The organism is Citrobacter sp. 50677481, assembly GCF_001463265.1.
GTDB lineage: Bacteria > Pseudomonadota > Gammaproteobacteria > Enterobacterales > Enterobacteriaceae > Citrobacter_A > Citrobacter_A sedlakii.
Genome location: NZ_LNHZ01000001.1, coordinates 56,063 through 72,794, shown reverse-complemented (window position 1 = coordinate 72,794; position 16,732 = coordinate 56,063). Strand labels below are relative to the sequence as shown.

Annotated in this window: 13 protein-coding genes; 3 read left to right on the top strand and 10 right to left on the bottom strand. The window is 57.0% G+C overall.

The features are described 5' to 3' along the window. Nucleotides 1–10: 10 nt before the first annotated feature. From potE to kdpF, 9 genes are all read right to left on the bottom strand, one after another. Nucleotides 11–1,330, bottom strand: a complete 1,320-nt coding sequence (gene potE / locus APU02_RS00340; protein ID WP_042285407.1) for a putrescine-ornithine antiporter — start codon at nucleotides 1,328–1,330, stop codon at nucleotides 11–13. Then, on the bottom strand, nucleotides 1,327–3,525 hold the full coding sequence (speF, locus tag APU02_RS00335; RefSeq protein ID WP_060569119.1) for an ornithine decarboxylase SpeF: 2,199 nt from the start codon (nucleotides 3,523–3,525) through the stop codon (nucleotides 1,327–1,329). The genes potE and speF overlap by 4 nt, the downstream gene beginning before the upstream one ends. Nucleotides 3,526–3,781: 256 nt before the next feature. Beyond that, complete coding sequence (speFL, locus tag APU02_RS25980) at nucleotides 3,782–3,886, bottom strand: leader peptide SpeFL (protein WP_106875989.1); 105 nt, start codon at nucleotides 3,884–3,886, stop codon at nucleotides 3,782–3,784. Between the two features lie 279 nt (nucleotides 3,887–4,165). Continuing rightward, nucleotides 4,166–4,843 (bottom strand): two-component system response regulator KdpE, encoded by a 678-nt coding sequence (gene kdpE / locus APU02_RS00330; protein ID WP_042285405.1) that lies wholly within the window; start codon nucleotides 4,841–4,843, stop codon nucleotides 4,166–4,168. Next, nucleotides 4,840–7,527 carry a two-component system sensor histidine kinase KdpD gene (gene kdpD, locus APU02_RS00325; protein ID WP_060568892.1) on the bottom strand — a complete coding sequence of 896 codons (2,688 nt, stop codon included), beginning with the start codon at nucleotides 7,525–7,527 and terminating at the stop codon, nucleotides 4,840–4,842. Before kdpD ends, kdpE begins: the two co-directional genes overlap by 4 nt. Beyond that, nucleotides 7,527–8,093: a potassium-transporting ATPase subunit KdpC gene (kdpC, locus tag APU02_RS00320; RefSeq protein WP_042285401.1), complete on the bottom strand. Its 567-nt coding sequence runs from the start codon at nucleotides 8,091–8,093 to the stop codon at nucleotides 7,527–7,529. The genes kdpD and kdpC overlap by 1 nt, the downstream gene beginning before the upstream one ends. A gap of 7 nt (nucleotides 8,094–8,100) precedes the next feature. Next, nucleotides 8,101–10,149 (bottom strand): potassium-transporting ATPase subunit KdpB, encoded by a 2,049-nt coding sequence (kdpB, locus tag APU02_RS00315; protein WP_060568891.1) that lies wholly within the window; start codon nucleotides 10,147–10,149, stop codon nucleotides 8,101–8,103. Nucleotides 10,150–10,166: 17 nt separating this feature from the next. After that, the gene (kdpA, locus tag APU02_RS00310; protein WP_060568890.1) at nucleotides 10,167–11,846 is read right to left on the bottom strand and encodes a potassium-transporting ATPase subunit KdpA; all 1,680 of its coding nucleotides are present in this window, start codon (nucleotides 11,844–11,846) and stop codon (nucleotides 10,167–10,169) included. Further along, nucleotides 11,846–11,935: a K(+)-transporting ATPase subunit F gene (kdpF, locus tag APU02_RS25665; RefSeq protein WP_042285393.1), complete on the bottom strand. Its 90-nt coding sequence runs from the start codon at nucleotides 11,933–11,935 to the stop codon at nucleotides 11,846–11,848. Before kdpF ends, kdpA begins: the two co-directional genes overlap by 1 nt. A gap of 308 nt (nucleotides 11,936–12,243) precedes the next feature. On the opposite strand from kdpF, the gene APU02_RS00300 reads away from it, so the two are divergent. After that, a complete protein-coding gene (locus tag APU02_RS00300; protein WP_042285391.1) occupies nucleotides 12,244–12,450 on the top strand; it encodes a YbfA family protein in 207 nt (68 codons plus the stop codon). Between the two features lie 142 nt (nucleotides 12,451–12,592). Beyond that, on the top strand, nucleotides 12,593–14,014 hold the full coding sequence (phrB, locus tag APU02_RS00295; RefSeq protein WP_060568889.1) for a deoxyribodipyrimidine photo-lyase: 1,422 nt from the start codon (nucleotides 12,593–12,595) through the stop codon (nucleotides 14,012–14,014). Between the two features lie 222 nt (nucleotides 14,015–14,236). On the opposite strand, the gene dtpD is transcribed toward phrB, so the two are convergent. Then, nucleotides 14,237–15,718, bottom strand: a complete 1,482-nt coding sequence (gene dtpD / locus APU02_RS00290) for a dipeptide permease DtpD (RefSeq protein WP_060568888.1) — start codon at nucleotides 15,716–15,718, stop codon at nucleotides 14,237–14,239. A gap of 266 nt (nucleotides 15,719–15,984) precedes the next feature. Between dtpD and ybgI the strand changes: the two genes are divergently transcribed. After that, nucleotides 15,985–16,728, top strand: a complete 744-nt coding sequence (gene ybgI / locus APU02_RS00285) for a radiation resistance protein YbgI (protein WP_042285382.1) — start codon at nucleotides 15,985–15,987, stop codon at nucleotides 16,726–16,728. Nucleotides 16,729–16,732: the final 4 nt, after the last annotated feature.

The window sequence follows — 16,732 nt, the reverse complement described above, 5'->3', positions numbered from 1 at the left end:
GGGGGCTAACTTACCCGTGCTTATTCTTCAGCTCAAAGCGCGGCGATACCAGTCCGTATAGCGTCCAGCCGAGGAAGGTGACAATCGAGCCATACAGCATCGCTTCTTCCCCCGACGAGTAGAGCGCGTAGAAGCTGTACATCGCGCCAACAAACGCCACGAAGTTTGCCATTTTCGCTTTCGCTGGCGGGACGTTCGCCACCCGCTGAATAATCACCAGCGCGGCCATCGACAGGATATACGGAATAATATTGGTGACCACCGCCAGGTTGACCAGCACATTAAACTGGCTGTTCAGCGACGGGCTAATGGTCATCAGCGAGAGTCCGCTCTGAATAATCACGATAGTCAGCATCCCCTGTACCGGCGCATCGACCTTAGTCACCCGCGAGAAGATTTTCGGGAAATAGCCTTCATCGGCAGAGGATTTAAACACCTGAGCGATGGTGAACTGCCAGCCCAACAGGGAACCGCAGCAGGACATGATCATCAGCGCCATGATCACTTTCCCCACTTCCGGCGTGAACATCTGGGCAAACGCCAGACCAAACGGGGCCGTGGAGTTGGCCAGATCCATGTTCGGCACAATCCCGGCAATCACGTTGGTGGAGACGATGTAAATCACCGCTGCGCCAAGCGTACCGCCAAGAACCGCTATCGGCACGTTGCGTTCAGGGTTATCCACCACTTCCGCGTTAGCACAGGCGGACTCCAGGCCGAGGAAAGCCCACAGCGTCATGGCGATAGACGACCCGACGGCGGTAAAGAACGGCACGTGATGCGGGTTCCATGAGTTCGCGTACAGCGTCGGACTGAACCAGAACCAGCCGATGATGCACAGGCCAACCACCGGAATGATCACCCCCCAGACGGTAATACTGCTGATCTGCCCGGTAATCCGCGCGCCGCCGAAGTTGGCAACCGTACAGATCCACAGAACGCCGATGGTGGCGAGGCCAATCTGCACCGGCGTGAGCGTCGCGCCGAACAGCTCGGTCCCGTAGCCCACCGCGGAAATGGCAATCGCCACGTTGGCGATTAACAGCGACACCCCATAGGTATAGTTGGCCATAAAGTTACCGGACTTGCCAAATGCATACTCCGCGTAGCCGCCCATGCCGCCAGATTTGCGGCTGAACATCCCGCACTTGGCGAACGCCCAGGCCAGCGCCATGGATCCGACAGCGGTGACCAGCCAGGAGATAATCGAGATGGTGCCGACCTCCGCCAGCTTGGTCGGCAGCATGATGATCCCGGAGCCCATCATGTTGACCATCGTCAGAATGGTAAGCTGCATCACGCCCATTTTGTTGGCTTTGGCTTTACTCATAATGTTTCTCCTTTCAGCAGACCGTCATGCTCTTGTCTCGCTTTGATCACGTAGCACCACACCTGCTTACGACCATCACATTCTTCGATGTAGACCCCCTGCAGCTCCGGCGCAAAGCCCGGCAGCAGGTTGATCCCTTCTTCCAGCGCGCTGAAATAGCGCAGCACCGCGCCGCCCCAGACTTCGCCGGGCACGACGCACAGCACCCCCGGCGGATAAGGCAACGCGCCTTCCGCGGCAATACGGCCTTCGGCTTCCGGCAGCGGCACCAGTTCCACCTCGCCGCGCAGATAGGCGTAATTTGCCTCCTGCGGATTCATGCTGACGCGTGGGAAATGCGCTTTACGGAACATCTCTTTTTGCAACTGCTTAACGTTATGGCGCGCGTACAGGTCGTGCATCTCCTGACACAGCTGACGCAGGCTGTATCCGGCGTAGCGTGCTTCATGCTGCTTGTAGATGGAGGGCAGCACGTCGGCCAGCGGCGCGTCGGACGCCAGCAGTTTTTCGAAACGCACCAGCAGTGCGACAAGCTGCTGCAATTTCGCCATGTCTTCTGCCGGGGTCAGCAGAAACAGGATCGAGTTGAGATCGCATTTTTCCGGTACGACGCCGTTTTCGCGCAGGAAGTTGGCGAGAATGGTGGCCGGAACGCCAAAGGCGTCATATTCGCCGGTCCGCGCATTAATGCCCGGGGTGGTTAACAGCAGCTTGCAGGGGTCGACAAAATACTGATGCTCTGCGTAGCCTTCGAACGCGTGCCAGCTTTCGCCGGGTACAAAGTGGAAGAAACGCAGATCGCTGGCGATGGTCGCCGTTGGCCAGGCATGCCACGGTTTCCCGTCCACCGTTTCCGGGACAAACGGACGGATATACTGACAGTTCTCAAGGATCAGCTTGCGGGCGTCGATGCCGTTCGCCACGCAGTCCATCCACATATTGCGGCCGCTGGCGCCCTCGTGCATTTTGGCGTTGATATCCAGCGCTGCGAACAGCGGATAAAACGGGCTGGTGGAGGCATGCATCATAAAGGCGTTATTCATGCGCTTATGCGGCACGTAACGTGACTGCCCCTTGATATGACTGTCTTTTTTATGGATCTGCGAGGTCTGGGAGAAGCCAGCCTGTTGTTTATGCACCGACTGGGTCACCAGAATGCCCGGATCGTTTTCGTTCAGTTCCAGCAGCAGCGGTGAGCAGTCCGCCATCATCGGAATAAACTGTTCATAGCCGACCCACGCGGAGTCAAACAGAATGTAGTCGCACAGATGACCAATCTTATCCACCACCTGACGTGCGTTATAAATGGTGCCGTCGTAGGTACCCAACTGAATCACCGCCAGGCGGAACGGACGCGCATCGCGGGCGCGCTGAGGCGCGACTTCGCCGATCAGTTCCCGCAGATAACGCTCTTCAAAGCAGTGGGCGTCGATCCCACCGATAAAACCATACGGGTTACGCGCGGTCTCCAGATATACCGGTGTGGCGCCCGCCTGCAATAATGCGCCGTGATGGTTTGACTTGTGGTTGTTACGATCGAACAGCACCAGGTCACCCGGCGTCAGCAGCGCGTTGAGCACCACTTTGTTCGATGATGACGTTCCATTCAGCACAAAATAAGTTTTATCGGCGTTAAACACTTTTGCCGCGTGCTGCTGGGCGACGCACGGCGCGCCTTCGTGGATCAGCAGGTCGCCCATCGCCACGTCAGCGTTGCACAGATCGGCGCGGAAAAGCGTTTCGCCAAAATACTCAACGAACTGGTTGCCAGCAGGATGGCGACGGAAAAACTCGCCGCCCTGGTGTCCGGGGCAGTCAAAGGCGCTGTTACCCTGGTTAACGTAATCGACCAGCGCACGGAAGAACGGCGGACGTAACTGCGTTTCATAGTGGCTCGCCGCGGTTTCCAGTTGCCGACCATAATAGGCGCTACGGGCTTCATGGCACTCGAAAACACCCGAGATACGCGGCAGGAATTCCGCCGGGACGCGCTCTTCATTTTCGGTCGCGACAAACACCGGGATACCGTAGCCGGTGGCGTCAATTTCTTCGAGTTTACCTCGTTCAATATCATTGACCGATAACACGACCGCCGCCACGTCAATAAAATGGGTTTCATCCACATTTACAATATTACGCTGCGTTGAGAAGCAGTCGGGGCAGGAACGGCTTACGGCAATTTTTAATTCAGACATGTTCATCTCTTTATTTCAGGTAATAGCAGGTCCTCAATTTCTCAAATGAGAAACTGATAGCGCCGGAATAAAAGCAAAGTCCATCCCCTGATAAATAAAATCAGTGAATTGCTTTTTTTAGGATGCAAAAAACCTTACCTGTCCGGTTACAGGCAAATTCAGGTTTACGCAGTGTGAGCACTTAGAGATACAGGCGCAGGCCTGTGATACAGCGAGTCAGGAAGACCTGTATGCTGACGTGCCCATAGTCGAACGACTAACGGGCGTTAAAGAAATGAAAGTCAAAACTATTACGGTGGGCAAACATCATTATATGTGTTGTTCGCCTGATATGGGGCATTAAGCGGTTATTGTTTTCCATTTTGGTTACCTTTCCTTTATCAGTAGAAGGTGAGGGTATTTTATCCAGGAAAACAGTCCGATCCGTGAAGGAGATCAACAAAAAACGATCATTCGCAAAATATTTAGTCGTTTTTTATGCATGATGGCAGATAAGATATCAAAATGTGTTTTATATGTTATAGGTTTGTATTTTGTTATTTTTTGTGAGAATAAACTTATGCCGCCATAATTATTATTATGGCAGTGCGGTATATTAAAAATTAATTTTTAGAATTATTTAAAAATAATGAATAACCATTCATGGCATAAAACGATAGCCAATGCCGGTTTCGGTGATGAAATGCCGGGGACGGGCCGGATCCTGCTCCAGCTTTTGCCGCAGGTGACCCATATAAATACGCAGATAGTGGCTATGTTCGACCGCGTTCGGCCCCCAAACCTGATTCAACAGCTGCCGTTGGGTTAACACTTTTCCCGGATTGTTGAGCATGACGGCCAGCAGGCGGAACTCAATCGGCGTAAGGTGAATTTCACTTTCGCCGCGATGAATCAGATGCGCGGCGAGATCCACCACGATGTCGGAAAAGCGGACAACCGGATCAGGGGAAGGGGTTGCGGCATGACGGCGCAGGGCCACGCGCAGACGCGCCTGCAGTTCGCCAATACCAAAAGGTTTACTCAGATAGTCATCCGCGCCCGCGTCAAGGGCGGCAATTTTATCGTTCTCTTCGCTGCGGGCAGAAAGCACGATCACCGGGACGGCGCTCCACTGCCGCAGATCGCGGATGAAATCGATGCCGTCGCCATCCGGCAGGCCAAGATCGAGAATAATAAGATCCGGTTTCCGCGTGGCTGCCTCCAGCAGTCCACGCTGCAGGGTTTCCGCTTCGAATACACGCAGTCCGTCGCCTTCCAGCGCGCTGCGCAGAAAACGGCGAATGGCCTGTTCATCTTCTACAATCAGAACGTTTGTCACATATCCTCATGAAAATCATCAAGTTCTGGTGGCGCTTCTTGCTTCAGTGTAACACGAAAACAGGCGCCGCCCTGGGGGCGATTATAGACGGCAATGGCGCCGCCGTGCACTTCAACAATCGCCCGACAGATCGCCAGTCCCAGCCCGACGCCGGGTACCGCGGTCTCTTTATTACCTCTGGCGAATTTGTCGAAGATCGGCTGCTGCTGTTCTTCGGGGATCCCCGGTCCGTTGTCCCACACGTCAAGCAGCAGTTGGTCGCCTTCGACATGGGCGTCAATGCCGATCTCCGCTTGCGGCCCGGCATACTTAATGGCGTTTTCCAGCAGATTGATCAGGACCCGTTCAAACAGCGGGCCATCAACATGGATCAACGTCAGCGGGGCTGGCAGGGAGAGATTGACCGGGTGAAGTAACCCCGGCTCCAGCATTTTCAGCGCGCTGCCCACCACTTCTTCCAGCGTCAGCCACTCTTTTTTCAGGTTAAAGCCGCCTGACTGAATGCGCGCCATATCCAGCAGATTATTCACCAACCGGGTAGTATTCAGCACATGCTGGCGAATTTCACTGGCCTGCTTCGCGTGCGCGGAGCCTTCGCTGGCCAGATCGAGGGTGAGAATTTCCGCCTGGCCAAACAGCACCGTCAGCGGAGTGCGCAGATCGTGAGAGAGCGCAGCGAGCAGGGCGTTACGCAGGCTTTCCCGCTCGCTGGTCAGACGCGCCTGTTCTTCACTGGCGGTGAGCGTCAGGCGCTCAAGGGCGTTCGCCACCAGCAGCGTAAAGGTTTCCAGCAGGCGCTGTTGTTCAGGGATCATCAGTTGTCGCAGGTTTCCCGGCTCGACGATCGCCAGCCCGTACGTTTTGTCCGCGCTGCGCAATGGCAGGATCTGGTACGGCACGCCGGGAAGGGTATCGGTGCCCGCGCCAGCCGGTTGGCCCTTGTCAAAGCTCCAGCGGGCGATCGCATCGTCCCAGGGCGTCATGCCCCTGGCGTGGGTCAGCGGCGTCAGACTGCCTTGCGCATCCGGTAACAGAATCTGGCTGCGGGCGTGAAACGTGGAAGCGATAAATTGCTCGCTGGTGACGGCAATATCTTTCTCGCTGCGGTCCATCGCCAGCGCTTTCGACATTTCATACAGATGACGGGTGCGTTGTTCCCGATAACGCGCCACGCGCGCCTGGTAGCGCACCCCAGCGGTGAGATTCCCCACCACCAGACCCACCGTGAGCATCACCCCGAAGGTCAACAGATACTGAACGTCGGATACCGCGAGCGTGCCGCGCGGGGCAATAAAGAACAGGTCAAAGCTGACCACGCTGATCACGGTAGAAAATACCGACGGCCAGCGGCCATAAAAAAGAGAGATCACCACCACGCCCAGCAGATACAGCATCACCAGGTTGGCGGCGTCGAAGGCCGCCAGCCACTGGCTGGCAATGAATGTCGTCAGCGCGCAAAGGGCGACGGCGACCAGACAGCCCTGAATTTGCACCCGCCATTTGTCCTTAAAACTGCGGGTATCCGGCAGGGCGGAGAGTGGGCGTAGCGGCGACTCGTCCAGCGCGACAATCATAACGTCCAGTTCCGGCGCGCGTTTCGCCAGCCGGTCCGCGAAAGACGCTTTGTGCCACCAGCGCCGTCCCGGGGGGCGTCCCAGCACGATTTTGCCCAGGTTATGCTCGCGGGCATAGCGAACCACCGCTTTCTCTTCACGGGGATCGGAAAGGGTGGCCGTTTCCGCCCCCAACTCCTGCGCCAGCCTCAGGGCGCTGAGAATGTCCCGCCGCTGCTTTTCCGGTAAACGGTGCAGGGCGGGCGTCTCGACGTACACCGCATGCCAGACGCTGCCCAGCCGGGACGCCAGACGCGCGGCGGTGCGCACCAGCTTTTCGCTGCCGGTATTGTGTCCAATGCACAACAGAATGGCGTCGCGTGTGTGCCAGACTTTTTCCTCGCCGGGGCGTCCCCGCCAGGCGCGCATTTGATCGTCCACCCGGTCGGCGGTGCGCCGCAGGGCCAGTTCGCGCAGGGCGATGAGATTGCCTTTGCGAAAGAAATGTTCAATGGCGCGTTCGGCCTGACCGGCGATATACACTTTGCCTTCCTTCAGGCGCTGGCGAAGATCGTCAGGTGGCAGGTCGACCAGCACCACTTCGTCGGCGGCGTCAAAGAAAGGGTCCGGAACGGTTTCGCGCACCTGGATACCGGTGACGCCGCTGACGACATCATTGAGACTTTCCAGGTGCTGGACATTCACGGTGGTGAACACATCGATACCGGCTTCAAGCAGTTCTTCAATGTCCTGCCAGCGTCGCGGATGACGTGAGCCAGGCGCGTTGCTGTGCGCCAGTTCGTCCATCAGTATTAGCGCCGGACGGCGGGCGAGGGCGGCGTCGAGATCGAACTCGCTGATGTGACGCCCGCGATGCGCCTGGCGTTTCAGCGGTAAAATCGCCAGCCCCTCCAGCAGGGCGGCGGTCTCTTTGCGTCCGTGGGTTTCCACCACCCCAATCAGAACATCCAGCCCCTGGGCGCGCAAACGTTGCGCTTCGGCCAGCATTGCCCAGGTTTTCCCGACGCCCGCGCAGGCGCCGAAGAAAATTTTCAGTTTTCCCCGGTGCGGCGCCGCCGTCTGCTCCAGCAGACGATCGGGATCCGGGCGGAGCGGTTCTTCATTAACCATCAGAGCTTATCCAGCGCTAAATTCAGTTCCACGAGATTGACCACTGGCTGGCCGAGGTAGCCAATCGGCGGCGTTTGGGTATAGTTTGCGACCAGTTGCCTCACCGTTTCAACGCGTAAATTGCGCGCGTTGGCGACACGCGGGATCTGCCAGGCGACGGCGGCCGGACTCAGGTTGTTATCCAGACCGCTGGCGGACGCCGTGACCAGTTCAACCGGCACCGTAGCGCTGGCCTGCGGGTTGGCGGCGCGCAGGGCGGCTATCCGTTGCTGGATCTGCTGATCCAGCTCAGGATTGCTGACGGCAAGGTTGCTGCCGCCAGACGCCATCGGATTATAAGGCATGTCGGCGGTAGCGGAAGGGCGACCGTGGAAATATCCTTCCGCCGTAAAGTTTTGCCCGATAAGCCTGGAGCCGCGCACGATGTTATTGTCAATAATCAGCGAGCCGTTGGCCTGCGGCGCAAACCACCACTGTCCCAGTGTGGTGGTCAGCAGCGGGTAAACCCCGCCGGTCAACAGCATCAGAAAAATCAGCGTCGACAAGAATGGACGTAGTTGATTCATATATCCCTCACACCAGACCCAGCAGGGTCAGCAGAACATCAATGATTTTGATTCCGATAAACGGCACCAGCAGACCGCCGAGACCGTAAATCCACAGGTTGCGGCGCAGCATCGCAGAGGCGGAGAGCGGTTTGTAGCGCACGCCTCTCAGCGCCAGGGGGATCAAAAAGACAATGATCAACGCATTAAAAATGACCGCGCTGAGAATCGCGGAATCCGGCGAATGCAAACGCATAATATTCAGTGCATTAAGCTGCGGGTACGTTGCGGCAAAGGCAGCCGGAATAATCGCGAAGTATTTCGCCACGTCGTTAGCGATACTGAAAGTTGTCAGGGAACCGCGTGTCATCAGCATCTGTTTGCCGATATGCACCACTTCAATCAGCTTGGTGGGGTTAGAATCGAGATCGACCATATTACCCGCTTCTTTCGCCGCCTGGGTGCCGGAGTTCATCGCCACCGCGACGTCAGCCTGAGCCAGCGCTGGCGCGTCGTTGGTGCCGTCCCCGGTCATCGCCACCAGGCGTCCTTCCGCCTGATACTGGCGAATCAGCGCCAGCTTGGCTTCCGGCGTGGCTTCGGCGAGGAAGTCATCCACCCCCGCCTCGGCGGCGATGGCGGCGGCGGTCAGACGGTTGTCGCCGGTGATCATCACCGTTTTAATGCCCATTTTGCGCAGTTGGGCGAAACGTTCTTTTATGCCGCCTTTGACAATATCTTTAAGCGCGATAACCCCCAGTACGCGTGCGCCTTCCACGACCACCAGCGGCGTGGCGCCCAGGCGGGCGACGCTGTCCACTTTTTGCTCGACATCAGGCGGGAACTGCCCGCCGTTAGCCTCGACGTGGCGGCGAATCGCATCCACCGATCCTTTACGGATCATCCGGTTATCGATGTTAATACCGCTCATCCTGCTCTGGGCAGTGAACGGGACGAAAGTGGCATGCAGCGACTGCACGTCGCGCTCGCGCAGATTAAAACGCTGCTTGGCGAGGATAACGATACTGCGGCCTTCCGGCGTTTCGTCCGCTAACGAAGAAAGCTGCGCCGCGTCCGCCAGCGTGCGTTCATCCACGCCGCTGGCTGGCAGAAACTGTGACGCCTGACGGTTGCCGAGGGTGATGGTGCCGGTTTTATCCAGCAACAAGACATCCACATCGCCCGCTGCTTCCACTGCACGTCCGCTGGTGGCGATAACGTTCGCGCCGAGCATCCGGCTCATGCCGGCCACGCCGATCGCGGAGAGCAATCCGCCGATGGTGGTCGGGATCAGGCACACCAGCAGCGCCACCAGTACGGTCACGGTCACCGGATGGCCGCCCCAGGCGGAAAACGGCCACAGCGTTGCCGTTGCCAGCAAAAAGACGAGGGTAAGGGCAATCAGCAGGATGGTCAGGGCGATTTCGTTTGGCGTCTTACGACGCTGCGCGCCTTCGACCATGGCGATCATCCGGTCGAGGAAGGTTTCGCCTGGATTGACGCTGCATTCGATTACCAGCCAGTCGGAGAGGATACGCGTCCCGCCGGTGACCGAGGCGAAGTCGCCGCCGGATTCACGGATCACCGGCGCAGACTCGCCGGTAATGGCGCTCTCATCCACCGACGCGCCGCCTTCAATGACTTCGCCATCGCAGGGAATGATATCGCCGGCTTCCACGAGGACGATATCGCCTTTACGCAGTTGGTCCGCCGCCACACGATCGCTTTGCGCGCCGTATTTCGGCTCGCGCAGTTTGCGGGCGAAGGCGGTTTTTTTCACCCCTTTCAGGCTGTTGGCTTGGGCTTTACTGCGTCCTTCCGCCAGCGCTTCGGCAAAATTAGCGAACAGCACGGTGATCCATAACCACAGGGCGATCGCGCCGGTAAACCGCGCGCTGCCAGGCATCTGCCCGCCAGCCATCGCGATGGCTATCAGGGTAGTCAGCAGGCTGCCGATCCAGACGATAAACATCACCGGATTGCGCCACTGGGTATGGGGGCTTAATTTTTTCACGGCGTCCATCAGCGCCTGAGCGACCAATGACGGTTCGAAAAGCGCCTGTTGTTTGCGACTCATAGTCATGTGCTCCGTGCTCAGCGTAAGGAAAGGTGTTCAGCCACTGGGCCAAGCGCCAGTGCAGGAATAAAGGTCAGCGCGCCGACTAACAGTACGGTGCCAATCAGCAGCCCGACAAACAGCGCGTCGTGGGTCGCCAGCGTACCCGGGCTGGCAGGCTGGCGCTGTTTCACCGCCAGCGAACCGGCAATCGCCAGCACCGGAATAATCACCCCGAAGCGACCGACAAACATGCAGAAGGCCAGCAGACAGTTCCAGAACGGTGAGTTCGCGCTCAGACCGGCAAAGGCGCTGCCGTTGTTATTGGCTGCCGAGGAGACCGCATACAACACTTCGCTAAAGCCGTGAGGGCCGGGGTTAAGCATGCCGCTGCGTCCCGCCTCGGTCATCATCGCCAGCGCGCTGCCGAGCAGGACCAGCGCGGGGGTAACGAGAATCGCCAGCGCGGTCATTTTCATTTCGCGCACGTCGATCTTTTTACCGAGATACTCCGGCGTGCGGCCAATCATCAGGCCGGCAATGAATACCGCCAGCATCACGAACAGCAGCATACCGTAGAGGCCTGAGCCGACGCCGCCGAACACCACTTCACCGATCTGCATCAACCACATGGGCACCATCCCGCCCAGCGCAGTAAAGGAGTCATGCATGGCAATGACCGCTCCGCAGGACGCGGCGGTGGTGACCACGGCAAACAGACTGCTGACCAGAATGCCAAAGCGGCTCTCTTTCCCCTCCATATTCAGGCTGCTGTCGGCGCCGTATTGCAGCAGATGCGGGTTACCCTGCACCTCCGCCCACATCACTACCGCCACGCAGACGATAAAAATCAGCGACATTGCCCACAGCAGCATTCGCCCCTGGCGGCTATCGCCTGCCGCGTCGCCAAACGCAAAGCACAGGGCCGCCGGAATCAAAAAGATCGCCAGCATCTGCACCAGATTGGTCAGCGCGGTCGGGTTTTCAAACGGATGCGCCGAGTTAGCGTTAAAGAAGCCGCCGCCGTTGGTACCCAGCATTTTTATCGCTTCCTGAGAGGCGACGGGTCCCATTGGCAGGGACTGTTGCACCCCTTCGAGGGTGGTGAACGGCTGATACGGCAGCAGGTTTTGCAGCGCCCCTTGCTGAATAAAGAACAGCGCGATGAGTAACGCGAGGGGGAACAGGATCCACAAGGTAATACGTACCAGATCGACCCAGGCATTACCCAGGGTGCTGGCGCTCTGACGGATAAACCCGCGTATCAGCGCGAACACGACGGCAATCCCGGTGGCCGCTGACAAGAAGTTTTGCACTGTCAGGCCGACCATCTGGCTGAAATAGCTAAGGGTCGTTTCTCCGCCGTAAGCCTGCCAGTTGGTATTGGTGACAAAACTTACTGCCGTATTGAGCGCCAGATGCCATGACAGGCCCGGCAACTGCTGCGGATTTAACGGCAGGCGCTGTTGACACATCAGCATGACGAACAGCACCGCCAGCCCCAACACATTCAGCGCGAGAATAGCCAGCACATACTGCCGGGCGTTCATTTCCCGTTGGGAAATCCCCAGCGCCCGCCAGAGCAGACGCTCAATGCCTGCTGTGCCCGGAAGCGGCGTATCGTTAATCAAACGCGCCAGTCCGACTCCCAGGGGTCTGGCAAGTAAGAACAGCATCGCTAAGAACGTGGCAATAAGTAGAAATCCCTGCGCAGCCATCAGAATGCCTCCGCGTTGATTAACGCATATACCAGATAACCTAATAATAAGAAAATCAGTACGATACCGATTATCACGCCTGCACTCACAGTGCACCTCCAGTGGCATAATGGTGATAATCAAAGGGTAAATATCTGCCCGCAAAGATTTCGCAAAAATTGGCGGGTAAGGTGTAAAAAAAGTATAAAAATGGCAGAGACCATTATTTAACTAATGATTAGTATTAATTTAACCTTTGTGTAACTTAATTACGTAATGAAGGTAAATAAAGCCTAAACCGCTAAAAATAAGTGGTCGGATGAGTAGTAAAATTACAGGCAAGGCGGTACAATTTTCATCAGATAACCAAATTCATTTTCACGGTGCAATTCACCGAAGATATAAAAGGGGAGAAAGTATGGGACTCTATAAAGATTATCCCGCGCATGTTGTGTTCTTACGCCGTACTTTCGCCGTGTTGGCGGGAGTCCTGGCGCTGCCGGTCATGCTGTTCTGGAAAGATCGCGCCCGTTTTTACAGCTACCTGCACCGCGTCTGGTCGAAAACCAGCGACAAGCCGGTGTGGATGGACCAGGCAGAAAAAGCGACCTGCGATTTTTACTGATCATTGACCGACAAAAAAACCGCCAACAGTCATGTGGCGGTTTTTTTATGTCTGCGTCTACACTTAGCGCCTGAAGGACCCGGCAGTAAGGACATAAAAATCATTATCGTGAAACGTACCGCGTTATTTTAACAGGAGTTCTATGCCCACCCATCTGGTCTGGTTCCGCCGCGATCTCCGTCTGCATGACAATCTCGCGCTTGCCGCCGCCTGTCGCCATCGTAATGCGCACGTGCTGGCGCTCTTTATCTCCACGCCCCGCCAATGGGCAGATCACACTATGTCGCCGCGTCAGGCGGGGGTGATCCGTGCGCAACTCGAAGGGTTGCAGGCCTCCCTCGCGGAGAAGGGCATCCCGCTGCTCACCGCCGAAGCGGACGACTTTACCGCCAGCGTCGAAACGGTAAAAGCGGTCTGCAGGCAGCATGATGTCAGCCATCTTTTTTACAACTATCAGTATGAGGTCAACGAACGCGAACGGGATGCGGCGGTAGAAAAAGCGCTGCCTGAGGTGGTATGTGAAGGGTTTGACGACAGCGTGATTCTGCCGCCGGGATCGGTGATGACCGGCAATCAGGAAATGTATAAAGTTTTTACCCCGTTTAAAAATGCCTGGCTTAAGCGCTTGAAAGAGGCCATGCCTGAATGTGTGGCGGCGCCAGCCGCGCGAGAAAATTCGCCCCTGGCGCAGCGGCGTCAAAAAATCGTGTTTACCTATCCGCAGCAGGAGGCAGACACCACGCTTTTCCCGGTGGACGAAAAAACGGTGATAGCCCGACTGCGCCAGTTTTGCCAGCAGGGGGCGGGTGAATACGCACAGCAGCGGGATTTTCCCGCTATCGACGGCACCAGCCGTTTATCTGCCGCTCTGGCGACGGGAGGGTTATCGCCGCGCCAGTGTCTGCACCGCCTGCTCGCCGAACAGCCTGACGCACTGGACGGCGGGCCGGGCAGCGTCTGGCTGAACGAGCTTATCTGGCGAGAGTTTTATCGGCATCTGATGACCTGGAACCCTGCGCTGTGTAAATACCGCCCATTTATCGGCTGGACGGAAAAGGTAGCCTGGCAGGATAACGCGGCGCATTTCAGCGCCTGGCAGACGGGGCAAACCGGCTTTCCGATTGTTGATGCGGCTATGCGCCAGCTTAATGCTACCGGCTGGATGCATAACCGTCTGCGAATGATTACCGCCAGTTTCCTGGTGAAAGACCTGCTGATCGACTGGCGCAAGGGCGAGCGCTATTTCATGTCGCAGCTTATTGATGGCGATCTCGCCGCCAATAACGGCGGCTGGCAGTGGGCGGCCTCCACAGGTACTGACGCCGCACCCTATTTTCGTATTTTTAACCCAACAACGCAGGGGGAAAAATTCGATCGCGACGGTAGGTTTATTCGTCAGTGGCTCCCGGAACTGCGCGACGTGCCTGGAAACGCGATTCACGAACCGTGGAAATGGGCAAAAAAAGCAGGCGTCACGCTTAACTACCCGCAGCCCATCGTCGATCATAAACAGGCCCGCGCGGCGACGCTTGCCGCCTATGAAGCGGCAAGAAAAGGCGCGTAAGGTCATTTATGTCACCCGGTAGCCTGGAAGGACATAGCCAGGGGCTACAGGAAGGTTTATTGCAGGGACGCCAGCAGGGAAAAAAGAAGGTCAGCGGGAGGCGGCGCTACGCATTGCCCACACCATGCAGACACAGGGAAGCGAGCGTGGCTGGGTGCTGCGGGTAACCGACCTTAACGAAGACGATCGGGTCACGGCGCCCAGCCACTCATGCCCGTTAACTCAGGACTCAATCGCCAGCGGGCGGTTTCTGAATTTAAGCGACTGATACAGCCAGATCAACAGTACCAGCCCGACGCAGGCCAGCGCGCCCCAGGTGATGTCACTGAACACATCGATATAAGCATTGATGGAATAGTTGATCGCGCCGCTGGCGTCAAACGCGCTCTGGGACGTTTGGTTGGCAATAACGCCCGCCAGATAGTTGGCAATCGCGCCGGAAAGCAGCATATAAATGCCGGTTAATACGCCAGTTACCCCAGGGATTTCAATACGTGTAATCTGCGACATCGCCACCGGGTCGATAAACAGCTCTGCAAAGCCCATCACCGCCAGACCGAGGATCATTAGCGGCATGGAAGAGTGGCCATAGGCTGCGGACCAACGGGCGCTAAGGGTCAGAATGCAGAATCCGGCGCTCATCAGACCGAGGCCGAGAGCGAATTTGCCCCAGATGCGTACGCTGCGGCGACCCCCCATACTCTCTTTTACCCGCCAGGCCAGCACCACGCCGCAGAGCATCACGGCAAAGGCGTTTACCGACTGGAACATGGCGGTAGGAACCGAATAGCCGAAAATATCGCGGTTTACGAAGCGATCGATATACAGGCTGATGGAGCTGCCGCCCTGCTGGGCAAAGGCCCAGAACAGCAGGCTAAAGACGGTGAGGGTCACGATCAGGCCCAGCTCTTTACGCTGCTTCTGGTTTTCTGCCTGACGATAAATTTTACTCAGCACCGCCAGACCGATGACGGTGGCGGCAATCAGCGCGTAAACCGACCAGTCCTGCCAGAACAGAACGGTAATGACCAGCGGCGCGGCAACCAACAGGACCAGCAGCCAGCCCCAGTTGGGCAGGAGAAACGGCCGGGCGCACAGCGCGGCTTTGTTCACCCCTTTGGTGTGCGCGAAGTGGCGATTGCCGCACAGGAAGATGATCAACCCGGCGATCATGCCGATGGCCGCCAACGCGAAGCCCATCGCCCAACTGTATTCTTCCTGGACATACCCGCAGGCGATCGGTGCGACGATCGAACCCACATTGCCCGCCGCGTATAGCAGCGAAAACCCACCGTCACGGCGTGGATCGTCCGGTTGGTATAACTCACCCAGCAGACAACTGATGTTCGACTTGAACAAGCCATAGCCGCAAACAATGATTGCCAGCGACAAATAAAGGAAGGTGGGCGCAATTTCGCTGGCGCCGAGGACCAGATGCCCGACCGCCATCAGAAAAGCGCCAAGCATTACCGCCATGCGGTTACCGAGCACTTTATCAGCGAGAAAACCGCCAAGAATCGGCGTGACATAGACCAGCGAACAATAAGCGCTGAATAACGCATAGGCGTGGGTATCGTCGTATTTAAGCTGGTTGGTGAGATAGAGGATCAGCAGGGCGCGCATGCCGTAAAAACTGAAGTATTCCCAGATTTGCAGCGCGACGACGTAGTAAATCGCCCGCGGTTGAGATGATGCTTTATTCATTGTGATACCAGAATAGCTTGCGCGCCCAGCGGATAAAACGCCGCGCGGCGGGGGTTCCTTAACGTTACAATGTCGATACAGATAGGATTATTTTTGCAATATGCTGTCTGATTGCATAAATATACATGAATTCGCTCACGGAAGGGCGCGCTTTTCACGCTAAAAAACGACGGGATTGTTTCTTAATGTGTCAGTGAATTGGCTATCGACGAACGGACGCCCGAAGGCTATTTTAACGTATCGCATAGACGAACAAGGGAGCGATGATGAAAAACACCGAACTGGAACAACTGATCAACGAGAAACTCAACAGCGCGGCGATAAGCGATTACGCGCCTAACGGTTTACAGGTTGAAGGCAAAGCGACGGTGCAAACAATCGTCACCGGCGTCACGGCCAGCCAGGCATTGCTGGATGAAGCGGTACGCCTGCAGGCTGATGCGGTCATCGTTCACCATGGCTACTTCTGGAAAGGCGAATCCCCGGTGATTCGCGGCATGAAGCGTAACCGCCTGAAAACGCTGCTGGCAAATGATATCAACCTCTACGGCTGGCACCTGCCGCTGGACGCGCATCCTGAACTGGGCAACAACGCGCAGCTTGCCGCCCTGCTTGGCATCAACGTGATGGGGGAGATCGAACCCTTGGTGCCCTGGGGCGAACTGTCGATGCCGGTGCCTGGACTGGAACTGGCCTCATGGATTGAAGCGCGTCTTGGGCGTAAACCGTTATGGTGCGGCGATACCGGGCCGGAGACGGTCACCCGCGTCGCCTGGTGCACCGGCGGCGGACAAAGTTTTATCGACAGCGCCGCCCGCTTTGGCGTAGACGCGTTCATTACGGGCGAAGTCTCTGAACAAACCATTCATTCAGCGCGCGAGCAGGGGCTGCATTTTTACGCCGCCGGGCACCATGCCACCGAACGCGGCGGTATTCGCGCCCTCAGCGACTGGTTGAATGAAAATACCGATCTGGATGTGACGTTTATTGACATACCGAATCCCGCGTAAAAAA